Source organism: Nocardia gamkensis NBRC 108242, from assembly GCF_001612985.1.
In the GTDB taxonomy this organism is placed as follows: domain Bacteria; phylum Actinomycetota; class Actinomycetes; order Mycobacteriales; family Mycobacteriaceae; genus Nocardia; species Nocardia gamkensis.
Genome location: NZ_BDBM01000006.1, coordinates 148,460 through 163,571, shown reverse-complemented (window position 1 = coordinate 163,571; position 15,112 = coordinate 148,460). Strand labels below are relative to the sequence as shown.

Genomic DNA, 15,112 nt, shown 5'->3' with positions numbered 1-15,112 from the left:
GGATCCAGACAGAACCACCCGCGATCGGGCATCGTACATGCCGGGCAGGGGCCGGAATCAAGTCGGGAGGGCCCTCGTGATCCACCGGGTGGACAGCGTATGCCGACAGCCGATCCGCCAGCTCGATCGATTGCACCACAAGGAAATGTACATCCCAATAGCAATATATTGGCAATCACCCACCAGGGTGCTACCTCCGCGCCTTTACTACATTCCGATCACGTGTGCACATTTCCGAATACTCATCAATGCAACTCGACTCGAAGGACATCTCGGAATGCGAATTGTCAGCACATAGTTCCGACTGGAACCAGGTAAATGGTGATTCTAATTTCATGTCGGGCGCCTGCGTGCTTTCCGGGAGATGTCGCCGAACACGGGCATTTCAGCGCTCGGGTTTCGCACGATTCGGCGCGCGGATCGAGGGCGGGTGCCGGTCGGCGGCAGGCCGCCGAGGGGTATCCGGCCGGTCAGACCGCGATTCGGCTCTGCCGATCGACGCGAGTTCGCATGTGCGCGACCGGCGTCCGGCAGCCACAAACGCGCACCGCGCCTACGCCGAGCGCGCCCACCCCGCCATGGAGTGCGTTATTCCCGCAACGAACTCGCGAGGCGGGGCAGAACCCGCGCAGGGCCTCACCGGATGCGCCCGCAAATAATTCTCGGCATGATGGTTCGGTAAATCCGAACCACCTTCGCCCGCTGCGGCCTACCGCTGTTCCTCGACGAGCCGGAAGCCGGTGACGATGGTGGGTTCGATCGCGATGACCGTATCCATCATCCCCTCGGCCCACGGTCGCAGCAGCCGCGTATAGCGCGCGACCCGGGCGGGGTCGGTGACCGTCCTGGCCAGGCCGGTCACGACGACCGACCAGCCCACATGGGTCACCGCGTCGATGTCGTCGGCCTCATAGGCCACGACGACGGACGGATCGGTACGGACGGTGTCGGTGAGCCGCGACGTGACCCGGGTACGCACGATGACCGCACCACCGTCGACGAAATGGTTGACCGGGCGGATCGCCGGGAGCGCATCGCGGGTGAACACCACGCGCCCGTAGGCCACACCGGCCAGCAGCCGCAGCGCCTCGTCACGGTCGATCTCGACCATCGTGCGGCCGGGGATGCCGTTGTCCGCGACGCGGCCGCCGGAGGCGATCATGATCTCGTGCCCAGGCACATCGCGCGTGCTTCCACCCGGCAACGACCTCGCTCTCCGGTCTTCACTCGACACCACGGCCTCCCATACCATCACCGGGTCCTACTGCCGGACAGGGCAGAAAGTCCCCGATCGGTCCTCTCCCGGCAGGCGCTGCGGCGGCCCCAGCCACCCGCCGACCGATACTTCTCACGGCCCGGTCACCTCCGGCCGCGACGGTCGCCGGATCCCCGCACGCTCCCGGAGCCGCTTGATCTCCCGCTCGATACCCTCGGCGAGCACCGCGATATCGGGCGCGGTGTCGTAATCCCCGGTGATCCCGAACGTCAGTTGCCCCGCATAGCTGAGCACCGCGATCCCGGTGCGCAACCGCATGGCGATGGGCGTGGCAGGCAGCAGTTCGGTTACCGCGTGCCCCCGCACGGTCAACCGCTCGCGTGGGCCGGGCACGTTCGTCACCAGCGCGGCGACGGTTCGCTGCGGAAACCGCGCCAGCAGACGCAGACTCCACGCGATGGGCGCGAACGGGAGCCGGCCCGCCAGCGCGAGCACCGAGTTCTCCGCTTGCGCTTCGCCTCGCGACTTGTGTCCGGTCATCCGCCGCCGAATCACGTCCAGCCGCTCCACCGGGTCGGCGACATCGATCGGCAGGAATGGCAGCATCGCCGAAACACGATTGTCCAGCGTGGATCTCGCCTGCTCGGATCGCATCGACACCGGGATGAGAACGCGCAGTTTGTCCGGAGCGGGCCGCTCGGCGCGGCCGACCAGCAGGTCGCGATAAGCGGCGGCGACCGCGGCCAGGACGACATCGTTGACCGTGACGTCGAACGCCGCGCGGATCTCGTGGACGTCCGACAGGGCGGCCCGTGCCACGACGTACCGGCGCTGACGTCCGATGGGTCCGTTGAGCGAGCATTCCGCGGCGGGCGACACGACGGCGGACACCACTGGTGTCAGACCGCGCGTCATGGCGGCCACGGAGCGCGGCACGACGACGGGCAGCCGCGTCACACCTCGCACCACGTCGAGCCACCGCATCTCGGCACGACTTCGCGGCTCGGGCGCGGCGTTCTCGGCCTCTCCCGGTACGGCGTCGCACAGACTCCGGAACACCGACAGACCGGACACGCCGTCCACCAGGCTGTGATGCGCTTTGACCAGCAGCGCCCAGCGGTCTCCCGCGAGGTGTTCGACGACGACGCACTGCCACAGCGGATGGTCGCGATCGAGCCGCTCCTCCAGCTCCGTGGCCACCAGTTCACACAGCGCGCGCTCGTCACCCGGCGTGGGCAGCGCGGTCCATCGGATGTGGTGTGCGAGGTCGAAATTCGGGTCGTCCTCCCACACCGGCGTGGCCAGGTCGAGCGGCGCCCGCCGCACCTTCTGGCGCAGGCGCGCGTTCTGCTGCACTCCCCTGGCGAGGATGCGGCCGAACTCACCCCTGGCCGGCGGAGCGCCGGAGATGATCGCCACCGCGCCGATTCCGAGACTGATATGCCGGTCGGAGTCCTCTAGTTCCATGAAGCCCGAATCGAGGGGCCGTAGTTCTGTCATGGGCATGCTCATTCCGGTTCGTCCTCTCAGCATGGCGCGAAGCGCCGGGCGAGATGATGGCCGAAGGTCACCGAAAGCAGAGCACTCCGGCTTCCGCTCCGGTCTCACCGTCGGTGGATCCGGCCGAAGGCCGCCGCCGAAGCCCGGCCGCGGCGCTGATTCACCGGCGGACCGGGTGTTCCCCCTCCGGTTCGCCCGCATGCCAGGCCGGTGTCAGCACTTCGGCGATCCGGGCCAGACCCGATGCCGTGGTCATCCGCCAATGCGTCGTCGGCACGGGGTGGTTGTGCACCTGCCCGTCGATGACCTCGCTCCAGATCGACGCGCCGACAGTTCCGGTCGGATCGTCGAGCGCGGCGGTGAAGTAGACGACGTCGCCCCGGTACACGGGCGGGTCATAGGCGCTGCGCAGCGCCACCGAGTGCACCGCGGCGTCGAGGATCCGGGTGACGCGGTCGGAGCCGAACGACGCGAACGGCTCGGGGAGTTCGGTCATCTTCTGGGGAAGCGCGGCCCAGTCCACATCCGCGACATTGCCGAGGTCGCCGGCCTGCTCACCGAGCAAACCGCCGATCAACTCGGCCACCGGCACCTTGCCCGCGTCGCCGGGCGGGGTGCCCGGTGGGTCCGCCATGTAGCTGTCCATCACCGCGAGCAACGCGACCTGCTCGCCCTCGCGTTGCAATTGCACGGCCATCTCGTGGGCGATGACGCCGCCGAAGGACCAGCCGAGCAGATGGTAGGGACCGGCCGGTTGTTTCGAGCGGATCAGCCGGATATAGCGGTGGGCCCATTCCTCGATCGAAGCCGGCATCATCTCGTCGGACGCGAGCACGGGCGTCTGCAGGCCGTAGAGGGGTCGTTCGGGGTCGAGGTAGGCGGCGAGGCCGGCATACGACCAGGAGATTCCCGAGACGGGGTGCACGCAGAACAGCGGCGCGGCCGAACCCGCGGGGCGCAGCGGCAGCAGCATGTCGAAGGCCGCTTCGGTCTCCACCGCGCCGCTCGCACGGCGGGCCAGGTCGGCGACCAGTTGCGCGGGCGTGGGTGCGGTGAACACCCGCATCACCGGAATCCTGGTGCCGAGCGCGGTCGACAGCCGCAGTGTCAGCTTCGCGGCGAGCAGGGAGTTTCCGCCGTGTTCGAAGAAGTTGTCGTCCATGCCGAACCGCTCGGCGCCGAGCACTGCGGCGAAGGCGTCGGCGACGGTCGCCTCCACAGGGGTGGCGGCCGCGCGGAATTCACGTGTACGGAATGCGGGCGCCGGAAGGGCCCGCCGATCGAGCTTGCCGTTCGGGGTCAGCGGGATGGCATCGAGCACGACGATCGCGGCGGGCACCATGTAACCGGTCAGGTGTTCGGCCACCCGACCGCGCAATTCGGCCGGGTCCGGCCGCGCGCCCGGCTCGGGTAGCACGTAGCCCACGAGCTGATCACCGAGGGCGGGATCGGTCCGGACCAGCGCGACGGCCTGGCACACGCCGGGACAACGCAGCAGCGCCGCTTCGATCTCGCCCAGCTCGATCCGGAAGCCGCGCAACTGCACCTGCTGGTCGCCGCGACCGGCGTAGGCGAGCCCGGCCTCGTCGCCGAATCGGCCCCAGCGCGCGAGGTCGCCCGAGCGGTACATCCGGGATCCGGGCGGGCCGAACGGGTTCGCGACGAACCTCGTCGCGGTGAGGCCGGGCCGCCCCGAGTAGCCGCGGGACAGCTGAGCGCCCGCGACATAGATCTCACCGGGAGTACCGAACGGCGCCGGGCGCAGGCGGAGGTCCAGCACGTGGGTGTCCAGCCCGGGCAGTGCCCGGCCGATCAGGCTGGCCGGACTGTCCATCAGGTGCGCACCGACCTCGAGGAAGGAGACGTGCACGGTGGTTTCGGTGATGCCGTACATATTGACCAATCGCGGCATGTCCCCCAGATGGCGCTCGGACCAGCGTCGCAGGTGCCGCAGATCCAGCGCCTCACCGCCGAATATCACGTACCGCAGGGAGAATTCCCCGGAGGCGGTCGAGGCGTCGCGGTCGGCTTCGACGAGTTGGCCGAAGGCCGACGGCGTCTGGTTCAACACCGTCACCCGCTCGCGAATGAGCAGTTCGCGCAACAGCTCCGGTGAGCGCGATGTCGCGTAGTCGACCACGACGACGGTGCCGCCGGTCACGAGCGCGCACCACAGCTCCCACACCGAGAAGTCGAAGGCGAAGGAGTGGAACAGCGTCCAGACGTCAGCCTCGCCGAAGCCGAACAGCGGCTGGGCCTCGGTGAACAGCCGCACCGCATTGCGGTGCGTCACGCCGACGCCCTTCGGCACGCCGGTCGAGCCCGAGGTGTAGATGACGTAGGCCAGGTTGTCCGCGAGCAGCGACGCCATCCGGTCGGCGTCGGTGATCGGATCGTCGGCGAACTCCGCCGTCTGCTCCAGCAAGACGGTGCGCAGTTCGGCGTCCGGGAGCGCCGGGCGCTCGGCAGCGGTGGTCAGCACGCACACCGGCGCCGCGTCGGCGAGGACGAAGGCCAGGCGCTGCGCCGGATAGGTCAGGTCGATGGGCAGGTAGGCGGCGCCTGCCGTGAGCACTCCGAGCAGCGCGACCGGCAGGTCTTCGGTGCGCGGCACCGCGACGGCCACAACGGTTTCGGGGCCCGCTCCGGCCGCGATCAGCGCGCGGGCGATGCGATTCGCGCGCCGCTGTAGCGCCCCGAAGCCGAGCGTGGCGGCACCGAATCGGACGGCCGCCGCCTCGGGCCTGCGCCTGACCTGCGCACCGATCAGCTCGGGCAGCGTCGCTGCCGGGGCATTCGCTGCCTCGGACGATCGCGCTATCGCCGGAAAGCCTTCGTCCTCGTCGAGAATGTCGATGTCCCACACTCGCGCCGAGGGAGCTTCCGCGACCGCGGACACGATGCGCTCGAACCGGCGGGCGAAGGCGCGGACGGTCTGCTCGTCGAACAGTTCGGTGGCGTAGGTGAAGGTCACGGCCAGCTCCGACCGGCCGTCGTCGCGAAGCCGTGGCTCGACGACGACCTGCAGATCGAATTTCGCGGTGACCTCGCCGTTGCCGACGGCGGTGATCGTCAGGTCCGGCAGCTCCAGGGTGGGCCGCTCGATGTTCTGGAACGACAGCATCACCGGGAACAGCGAGTGGTGTGCTCCGGTGCGCGCGGGGGCGGCTTCCTCGATCACACGCTCGAACGGCACGTCGCCGTTGGCGAACGCCGAGAGAGCCGTGTCCCGGGTCCGGTCGACGAGATCGTGGAAGCTCGCGGTGGGATCGACCTCGACACGCAGCGCCAACGTGTTGACGAACATCCCGACCAGGTCGTCGAGTGCGCGGTCACCGCGCCCGGCGATCGGGGTACCGATCACGACGTCCGTGGCGCCGCAGAGGCGCCCGACCAGCGTGGCGAGCGCCGCGTGCACCACCATGAACAGCGTCGCGTCGTGGTCGCGCGCGATCCGGGTCAGCCGCTCGTGGATCCGCGCCGGGATGGTGCGGCCGATCGAGGCGCCGCGGGTCGATGCGGTCGAGGGGCGCGGGTGATCGGTCGGCAGCTCCAGCGGCCCCGCGAAACCGGCCAGTTGATCGCGCCAATACGACAGTTGTTGTGCCGCAATGGATCGACCGTCGTCCTCTGATCCCACGGCGGTGCGCTGCCAGATCGCGAAATCGGCGTACTGTACCGGCAGGGATGGCCAGTCCGGCGCGGCGCCCGTGAGACGGGACGAGTAGGCGGTCACCAGGTCACGGGCCAGCGGCGCGAGCGACGATCCGTCCGCCGCGATGTGATGGGTCACGATGACGAGCAGATGATCGTGGCCCGAGCTGAACAGCCGGAGCCGAACGGGTGCGGCCGAGGTCACGTCGAAGCCCGCGGACATCAGTTCGTTCACCATGTCCGCGACATCGGTGACGCCGCGCTCGACCGCGAGGCCGCCGGGAAGGACCGCCCGCGACGGAAGGATCTCCTGATACGGCTGTCCGTCGGCGTCGACCGGGTAGCGGGTGCGCAGCACTTCGTGCCGTTCGATCACGTCGGCGACCGCGTGGCTCAGTGCGGTCGGGTCGAGGACGCCGGTCAACCGGACGGCGAAGGGCAGGTGGTAGGCGGGCGAGTCCGGGTCGATGCGGTTGAGCAACCACATCCGCCGCTGGGCGAGCGAGAGTGGGATGCGATCCGGCCGTCGCGACCGCGCCAACGGCGGACGAGCAGTGCCCGCGCCGGCCTCCACCCTCGCGGCAAGCGCCGCGACCAGCGGCGCCTCGAACAGGTCGCGCACGGTGACCTTCGATCGCAGCGCCTCGTTGACCCGCGCGACGGCTCGGGTCGCGAGCAGCGAATTGCCGCCGAGCGCGAAGAAGTCGTCATCGATGCCCACTCGCTCGACGCCGAGCAGATCGGCCAACACCTGCGCCACGGCCCGTTCCACGGGGTTGCGAGCGGCCCGGAACTCCCTGAGCTCGACCGCCGGTGCGGGCAGCGCCTTGCGATCGAGTTTGCCGCTCGCGTTCAGCGGCAGGGCGGAGAGTTCCACCAGCGCGGACGGCATCATGTACGCGGGCAGGACCGCCGAGATCGCGGCCGTGAGTTCGTCGCGGTCGACGACCTGCCCGGGGCACGCGACCACATACGCCGCCAGCCGCTCCCCCGACGCCGAAGGCATCACCGCCGCGACCGCTTGGCTCACCGACGGTTGTGCGAGCAGCGCGGTCTCGATCTCACCGAGCTCGATCCGCTGTCCGCGGAACTTCACCTGGAAATCGATGCGCCCGAGGTATTCCAGTCGCTGGGGCTCGTCCGGGGCGGGTGCGCGCCAGAGGGCAAGGTCGCCCGTTCGGTACATCCTGGTGCCGCGGCCGAACGGGTTCGCGACGAAGCGGCCCGAGGTGTGTGCCGCCCGGCGCACATATCCACGGGCGAGCTGGTCCCCGGCGAGGTACAGCTCGCCGGGAACCCCGGGCGGCACCGGCCGCAGGCGCGAATCGAGCACGTAGACCTGGGTATTCCACTGTGGCCTGCCGATCGGCACCGTCGTCGCGTCGCCGGTCCCGGCGGGCTGGTACGTCACCGACACCGCGGCCTCGGTGGGGCCGTACAGGTTGTGCACCTGCGCGCCGGTGACCGACCGGATCGCGCGCACGGTCTCCGGCGGCAGAGCTTCGCCGATGAGGAACAGATGCCGCAGCGTCACAAGGCTTTCCGCCGGCGCGTGCGCGGCGAACTCCGTCGCCATCGACGGCACGAAATCGGTGACGGTGATGCCGTGCTCGGCGATGGTCGCGGCGAGATAGGCCGGGTCGCGGTGCCCGTCGTGTTCGGCGACGACGAGCTTCGCGCCCGACCGCAGCGGCATCAGGTAGCCCCACAACGAGACGTCGAAGGTGGCAGCGGTCTTCTGCAGGTACGCCTCCCCCGGTCCCATGGGGTACTGGGCGAGCATCCACTCGATCTGGTTGCCGATCGCCTTGTGCGAGACCGCCACACCTTTCGGGCGTCCGGTCGAGCCCGACGTGAAGATCACATACGCCGGGTGCTCCGGCAGCACCGTGCGCGTCAGCTCCTCGGAACGCAGCGGAGCGCCCGAGCGCTGATCGGCTCCGAGGGCGTCCAGCCGCAGGACGGCGACGTGGCCGGGCAGCGGCACGGCGTCGGCGGATGTGGTGAGCACACAGACGGGGCGGGCGGCGTCGAGCACGTGCGCTGTCCGCTCGGCGGGATGATCGGGGTCCAGCGGAACGTACGCGCCACCGGCGGTGAGAATCGCGTACATGCCGACCACGAGATCCAGCGAACGCCGAACCGCCAGTCCCACCAGCGTTTCCGCGCCGACACCGTGGTCGACGAGCACCCGGGCGAGCCGGTTGACCCGCTCGTCGAACTCGCGATAGGTCAGTTGCCGGTCCAGGTGGACGACCGCCACCTCGTCCGGATGCCGTTGCACCGCGCGCCGGTACCCGTCGAGCACCAGGCCCGAGGGGAGCTGGTGACGGGTCTCGTTCCACTTGCCCAGGATCGCGGTGCGCTCCGCGGCATCGAGCAGTTCGATCTCACCGACCACCTGATCCGCCGAATCGGCGACGGTTGTGAGGATCCCGCACAGCCGCCGGGCGAACCCCGCCACCGTCGCCTCGTCGAACAGTTCGGTGGAATAGGTGAACGCCGCCGAGATTCCCAGCGGCGTCCGCTCGTCCTCGTGCGGCACCATGGTCAGTTCGAGGTCGAATTTCGTCAGCGGCAGCGTGAAGTCCAGCGCGTAGACCAAGAGCGCGGGCAGTTCCAGCGTCGCCTGCGCGAAGTTCTGGAAGGTCAGCATCGTCTGGTACAGCGGGTGATGGGCGCTCGACCGCACCGGGTCCAGCACCTCCACCAGGCGTTCGAACGGCACGTCGGCCTGCCCGAACGCCTCCAGGTCGCGGGTACGCACCCGCTCGAGCAGCTCGGCGAAGGTGTGGCCCGGATCGATCTCGGTACGCAACGCGAGGGTGTTGACGAACATGCCGATCAGGCCGTCCACCGCGGCCTCGCCGCGGCCGGCCACCGGCGTGCCCACGGTGATGTCGCGGGTGTTCGACAGCCGGGCGAGCAGGACGGAGTACGCGGCGTGCACGACCATGAACAACGTCGCGTCGTTTCGGTGCGCCAGCCGGTTCAGCGCCGCGTGCACCGTCGCGTCGATCTTGAATTCGTGCGTGGCGCCCCGGCCCGAGAACACCGCGGGGCGCGGCCGGTCGGCGGGCAGGTCCAGCCGTGGCGGCAGCTCGGCAAGCCGCTCCCGCCAGAACCCGAGCTGACGGGCGAACAGCGAGTCCGGATCGCTCTCCGCACCGAGCATTTCGCGTTGCCACAGCGTGTAATCCGCGTATTGCACGGGCAGCGGCGTCCAGGCGGGAGCGCGGCCTGCGGCCCTGGCCGAGTACGCGGTCATCAGGTCGGCGGTCAGTGGGCCCATGGAGGAGCCGTCCGCGGCGATGTGGTGGACGACGCCGACCAGTACGTGCTCGGTCTCGTTGGAGCGCAGCAGGCGCAACCGGATCGGCGGCGCCGCCGTGACATCGAAGCCCTCGACCACCGCGGCGACCGTACGCTCGGGGATCTCGGCTTCGGCGACGTCGAGCACCGGCAACTCGGGTACCGCGACCGGATCCGTCATCGGGTGCACCCATTGGCTGCCCATCCCCTCGTGCTCGGGGTAACTGGTCCGCAGCACCTCGTGCCGCTGCACCAGGTCCCGGATCGCGGCCCGCAGCGCGTCCACGTCCAGTTGCCCGCTCAACCGCACCGCCAGCGGGATGCTGTTGCTCGCTCCGGCCGGGTCGAACCGGTTGAGGAACCACATCCGCCGCTGCGCGAACGACAGCGGCACCCGCTCCGGTCGAGCCATCGGTCGGGGCACCGAATGCGACTCCGGGCCCAGTTCGTCCAGGCGTACAGCGAGTTTCGCCACCACCGCCGCCTCGAACAGCAGCGCGACCGGAACGCGGACGCCCAGTGCGGCGCCCAGCCGCGCTGCCGCCTGCGTCGCGATCAGCGAATTGCCACCGAGCTCGAAGAAGTCGTCGTTCGCGCCGACGCGGCCGGGCTCGGCGGCGCCCGGCGGCAGGAGCAGCGCGGCGAAGACTTCGGCCACCACCCGCTCGGTCGGCGTGCCGGGCGCCCGGAACTGCTCGGCGGTGAGCACGGGCTCCGGCAGCGCGGCGCGATCCAGCTTGCCGACCGGCGTCAGCGGTAGTTCGTCGAGTACCGTGATCGCGGCCGGAACCATATAGGCGGGAAGGGTTTTCGCGAGCAGCTCGATGAGTTCGCCGGTGTCCAGCGCCACCCGGCCGCTGCCGCACGGAGTGGACTCCACCCGTGGCAGCACGTAGGACACCAGCGCCGCGCCACCGGAGGGCAGCGTCGCGCCCAGGGTCGCGGCGTAGTCGACATCGGGGTGGGCGGTCAGCGCGTTGTCGATCTCACCGAGCTCGATCCGCAGCCCCCGGATCTTGACCTGGAAGTCCACCCGGCCGTGATGTTCGAGAAGTCCCGCCGAGGTGCGCCGTACCAGATCACCGGTGCGATACATGCGCGCGCCGGGTACCGCCGCGAACGGATTCGCGACGAACCTGTCGGCGGTCGGCGCTGGTCGGCCGAGATACCCCTCCGCCAGCGCGAGACCGGACAGATACAGCTCCCCGATCACGCCCGTGGGCACCATGCGCAACCGCGCGTCGAGAACATGGACACCCAGCGCCGGTACCGGAGTGCCGATATGGGTCGCGCCGCCCGCGCGCAGCGCCTCGGTGCCGGTGGCGAAGATGGTGGTCTCGGTGGGGCCGTAGACGATGTAGAACGACCGGTCGCCGGTCGCCCACCGGGCGGCCAGTTCGGGGCTCACCCGCTCGCCACCGCACAAGATGGCCTGTAGATCGTCGAGTCCGGCCGGCTCGATGGATTCGAGCGCTCCCGGGGTGATGCACAGATGCGTGACGCGCTCGCGCCGCAGCAGATCGGCCAGCTCGACCCCGCCGAACACCGTGGGCGGCGCCACGACCAGAGTCGCGCCCGCCGAGAAGGCGAGCAGCATCTCGATCACCGAGAAGTCGAAGCTCGGTGTGCACAGGTGCGAGACACGCGAGCGGCTGGTCACCGCCCGCGCGGCGATCTCGTGCTCGACCAGGCTCGCAAGGCCGGCGTGGGTGACCGCGACGCCTTTCGGCTTGCCCGTCGAGCCGGAGGTGTAGATCACGTAGGCGAGGTGCTGTTCGGTCAGCGCACGCGACCGATCCAGATAGCAGACCGAATGACCGGGCTCCGCGGCGGCTCGCCGCCGGTGGACCGCGGAGTCGAGTTCGATCCACTCCATCCCGGGCGCGGTGAGTGCGGCCCGGTGCGCCGAGATGGTGAGGCCAACGACCGCGCCGGAATCCGCGAGCATGTGCGCGATTCGCTCCGCCGGATACGACGGATCGATGGGCACGTAGGCGGCGCCTGTCTTCGCGACCGCCCAGACCGCCAGCACCGACTCCACCGAGCGGGTGATGGCCACCGCGACGCAGTCTCCCGGCCCCACACCGAACCCGATCAGGTAGCGGGCCCACCGCGAGGACATCTCGTCCAGCTCCCGGTAGCTGAGCTCACGCTGATCCGCCGGATCGCCCGTGGGATTATACCGGACAGCTGCGGAATCGAACGCCGTATCGACCGCGGCGGTAAGCAGTTGGGGGAACAGGAGATTGCGTGCTCGTGAATGTTGGGCGCGACGTGCGGAACGGCGTGTCGTGGTCATACGGCGGCGAGTTCACTCTCTGGTCGATCACTGTCCGCTCTGGCTATGGAGCCAGAAGCAGTGCCTCAAATGCGTGAACCATGACCCGAGCGTGCGGATCGGACCTTAGCGAACTCGGCGCGGATCGGCGCGCTCAGGTTGGGAAAGGTAACAGGGGTACCCCGGCACACCTTGGCCTACGACATGGTGTGATGTGAAGTACATCCATTTCTGCACGTAATAAATGTGAGGGAAATCACTGCGGATGATCGAGGTTTTCCGCCTTCCGACTCCGGGTTTCCCGGGGTTCACGCGCCGAGACCGGCATGATCGAACCGGAACGATCCTTTGACCGCGAGCGAGGAGGAACCGTGCGAAGTCCATCCCCTCATGTCGCCTCTCTACGCAAGGGCGAAGAGATCTACCGCAGCGAACTCGGCTCACTCACGCGACTCACCGCCGACAGCTTCCCGATCCTCAGCGGGCTGTCGATCAAACGCCTGACGCTCGCACCGGGCGCGATCCGCGAACCGCACTGGCACGCCAACGCCACCGAACTCACCTATTGCACCGCGGGACGGGCACTGGTCTCGGTCCTGGACGACGGCGGCCGATTCTCCTCCTTCCTGGTGCGCGCGGGCGAGATGTTCCACATCGATTCGGGCGCGCTGCACCACGTGGAGAACGTCGGCGACACCGACGCGGAATTCATCCTGGCCTTCCGCCACGAACGACCGGAGGACTTCGGCTTCAGCGCCGCCCTCGGCGCGATGACCGATTCGGTTCTCGGCAATACCTACGACCTGCCCGCCGAAGCCTTCGCCGCGATCCGGCGTGACACCACCGCGAAGTACGTGGTGAAACGCGACGGCGACCCCGACATCCCATCCACCGCCCACTTCGGCGATCCGCACCATTTCGCACTCGAGGCGATGCCCGCGCCGGTGAACTCGCCGGTCGGCTCCGCGCGCACCGCCCGCGCACAGTTCTGGCCGGCACTGCACGACATATCGATGTACTCGTTACGGGTCCGGGAAGACGGTATGCGCGAACCGCACTGGCACCCGGTGACCGCGGAGCTGGGTTACGTCCACCGAGGCTCGGCGCGGATGACGATCATGGATCCGGACGGCGCCTTGGACACCTACACCGTGCACGAAGGCGAGGTGTACTTCGTCCCCCGGGCCTATCCACATCACATCGAGGTCGTGGACGCACCGGAGATCCACCTGCTGATCTTCTTCGACCAACCCACACCCGCCGACATCGGCTACCGTGCCTCGATGAGCGCCTACTCCCGCAAGGTGCTCGCCGCGACCTTCGGCGTCGCCCTCGACGCACTCCCCGACTTGCCCTTCACTCCCACCGACCCGTTGATCGTCACCCGGAACAACGCGCTCGCCCCGTAGCCGAGACCGCGCGTTCTGCGAATGGAGCCGAGATGGCCACGAGGTCATGGTGGGGATGGGGCAACCGGGAAGACGCGGTGACCGGCCGCGAACGAGAGGTCCTGACCGAGCGCGTGGCGGCCCTGCTCCCGACGGCCGATCTCACAGTGCACGACGCGCCGGACCCGACGTCGCTGGATGTGCCCGCGCCCCGCGTCCGGGTGCCGGATTCCCTGGCCGCGCTGGCCTCGGAAGACCTCGGCGATCGTGTCGCGCACGGCAACGGGCAGGCGTTTCGCGACGTGGTCCGAAATCTGCTCGGCCGAGTCGATCACGTACCCGATCAGGTGTTGCGGCCACGCGCCGAGCAGGACGTGGTCGACATCCTGGACTGGTGTGCGAGCGCCGGCGTCGCCGTGGTGCCGTTCGGCGGCGGGACGTCGGTGGTGGGTGGTGTCGAACCCCGATGCGCCGACGCCTACGCCGGGGCCGTGGCCCTCGACACCGGCCGCATGGACCGGATCATCGAACTCGACCGCACCAGCCGGGCGGCGCGGATCCAAGCGGGCATTCGCGGTCCGGCGCTGGAAGCGGGCTTACGGCCGGAGGGCCTGACCCTCCGGCACTTCCCGCAGTCGTTCGAGTTCTCGACGCTCGGCGGCTGGCTGGCCACCCGGGCGGGCGGCCACTACGCGACCGTCTATACCCACATCGACGACATGGTCGAATCGATGCGGGTGGTGACCCCGGGCGGGATCAGTGAATCGCGCAGGCTTCCCGCGTCGGGCGCGGGACCCTCGCCGGACCGGATGTTCCTCGGATCGGAGGGCATCCTCGGGGTCATCACCGAGGCGTGGATGCGCGTGCAGCATCGTCCGCGCTGGCGATCCGGAGCCTCGGTGGTGTTCGACGACTACGGCGCGGCTGTGGCCGCGACCCGCGCCATCGCCCAGTCCGCGCTGTATCCGGCGAACTGCCGGTTGCTCGATCCGGTGGAGGCGTTCATCAACGCGGGCGTCGAGGCGGCCGGTGGAGTGCTGGTCCTCGGATTCGAGTCCGCGGACCACCCCGTGGACGAACCGATGCGCCGGGCGGCCCAGATCTGCCGCGAGCACGGCGGCGCCGTCCCGGACGGGAGCCGCACCACCGACTCGGCGCGAGACCCGGCGCCCGCGGGCGCGGCCGACACGTGGCGCTCGTCGTTCCTCCGCATGCCGTACCAGCGCGACGCGCTCGCGGCCCAGTCGATGATCGTGGAGACCTTCGAAACCGCGTGCACCTGGGATCGCTTCGAGGCCCTGCGCGCGGCAGTGCGGGAAGCGACCGCGGCCGCGTTCCGATCCGCCGGGGTGACCGGCGTGCTGACCTGCCGGTTCACCCATGTCTACCCGGACGGGCCCACGCCCTACTTCGGCATCTACGCCGCAGGCCGCTGGGGCCGGACCGTCGAGCAATGGGACGAGATCAAGACCGCCGTCTCGGAGGCACTGCACGTCGGCGGCGCGACCATCACCCACCACCATGCCGTCGGCCGCGACCACCGCCCCCTGGTACGACCGCCAGCGGCCCGAACCTTTCGCCGCGGCACTGCGGGCGGCGAAATCGGCGCTCGATCCCGCCGGAATACTCAATCCCGGCGTCCTGATCGACCCGGCCCCTCGCCTGCCCGCACCGGAGGCCCGATGAGCAGGCCGGGCACCGAAGGAGCGCCGCCCGAGCGACCTCCGGGTACACCGGGCCGCATCCCCGGCCGGAGCGTCGGCG

At 69.5% G+C, this 15,112-nt stretch carries 4 protein-coding genes and 1 pseudogene; 2 read left to right on the top strand and 3 right to left on the bottom strand.

The window, feature by feature from the left end; translation table 11 throughout:
* Positions 1-709: 709 nt before the first annotated feature.
* The 3 genes from NG1_RS07115 to NG1_RS07105 form a co-directional block, all read right to left on the bottom strand.
* On the bottom strand, positions 710-1,162 hold the full coding sequence (locus NG1_RS07115; protein WP_157113901.1) for a pyridoxamine 5'-phosphate oxidase family protein: 453 nt from the start codon (positions 1,160-1,162) through the stop codon (positions 710-712).
* Between the two features lie 186 nt (positions 1,163-1,348).
* Entirely contained in the window at positions 1,349-2,716 is a 1,368-nt protein-coding gene (locus tag NG1_RS07110) for a wax ester/triacylglycerol synthase family O-acyltransferase (protein WP_062969187.1), read from the bottom strand.
* 160 nt (positions 2,717-2,876) lie between these two features.
* The gene (locus NG1_RS07105; RefSeq protein ID WP_062969185.1) at positions 2,877-11,981 is read right to left on the bottom strand and encodes a non-ribosomal peptide synthetase; all 9,105 of its coding nucleotides are present in this window, start codon (positions 11,979-11,981) and stop codon (positions 2,877-2,879) included.
* Positions 11,982-12,286: 305 nt separating this feature from the next.
* Between NG1_RS07105 and NG1_RS07100 the strand changes: the two genes are divergently transcribed.
* Together NG1_RS07100 and NG1_RS07095 are read left to right on the top strand one after the other, a co-directional pair.
* Entirely contained in the window at positions 12,287-13,369 is a 1,083-nt protein-coding gene (locus NG1_RS07100) for a cupin domain-containing protein (RefSeq protein ID WP_062969182.1), read from the top strand.
* 32 nt (positions 13,370-13,401) lie between these two features.
* Positions 13,402-15,034, top strand: a pseudogene (locus NG1_RS07095) (FAD-binding oxidoreductase).
* Positions 15,035-15,112 lie beyond the last annotated feature (78 nt).